This is a genomic window from Corynebacterium sp. 045007, assembly GCF_040743205.1.
Classification (GTDB): domain Bacteria; phylum Actinomycetota; class Actinomycetes; order Mycobacteriales; family Mycobacteriaceae; genus Corynebacterium; species Corynebacterium jeikeium_D.
This window is the reverse complement of sequence record NZ_JBFLKW010000042.1, coordinates 1-1,043: the sequence shown is the minus strand read 5'-3', so window position 1 is coordinate 1,043 and position 1,043 is coordinate 1. Positions and strand designations below refer to the sequence as shown.

Below are 1,043 nucleotides of genomic sequence, written 5' to 3'. Positions count from 1 at the left end.
GGGTCTAACAGGTCCTCTTAACCTTCCAGCACCGGGCAGGCGTCAGTCCGTATACATCGACTTACCCGTCTTCGCACGGACCTGTGTTTTTAGTAAACAGTCGCTTCCCTCTATTCTCTGCGGCCACAACCAGCTCAACCACGTCGGTCACCAGTCATGGCCCCCCTTCTCCCGAAGTTACGGGGGCATTTTGCCGAGTTCCTTAACCACAGTTCTCCCGATCGCCTTAGTATTCTCTACCTGACTACCTGTGTCGGTTTCGGGTACGGGCCGTATATCCACATCGCTAGAGGCTTTTCTCGGCAGCATAGGATCACCAACTTCCCCAAAACGGGTACGCATCACGCCTCACCCTATATGTGCTCCGGATTTACCTAGAACACGGGCCACACGCTTACACCACGATATCCATCACGTGGCACGGCTACCTTCCTGCGTCACCCCATCACTTGGCTACTACCAGTTCAGGTCCCCAGCATCACACACACCAACCAACCTAAAAGGCTAGTAAACGGCGCGTGTTCAGGTGGGTTAGTATCCCTGATTCACCATGGGCGCGGACACACGGGTACGGGAATATCAACCCGTTATCCATCGACTACGCCTGTCGGCCTCGCCTTAGGTCCCGACTCACCCTGGGAGGATTAACCTGGCCCAGGAACCCTTAGTCATTCGGCGGAGGAGTTTTCCACTCCTCATTCGCTACTCATGCCTGCATTCTCACTCGCGCACACTCCACACTAGGGTTACCCCAGCGCTTCACAGCAGTCACGCGACGCTCCCCTACCCAACCACCACAAAGGTGATTGCCGCGGCTTCGGCGGTGTACTTGAGCCCCACTACATTGTCGGCGCAGAACCACTCGACCAGTGAGCTATTACGCACTCTTTCAAGGATGGCTGCTTCTAAGCCAACCTCCTGGTTGTCTTCGCGATCCCACATCCTTTTCCACTTAGCACACCCTTAGGGGCCTTAGCCGGCGATCTGGGCTGTTTCCCTCTCGACTACGAAGCTTATCCCCCGCAGTCTCACTGCCGTGCTCT

1 rRNA gene is annotated in these 1,043 nt (G+C 56.0%); it reads right to left on the bottom strand.

What is annotated here, in order from left to right:
- Window positions 1-1,043, bottom strand: a 23S ribosomal RNA gene (locus AB1Z34_RS11110); the annotation flags it as partial.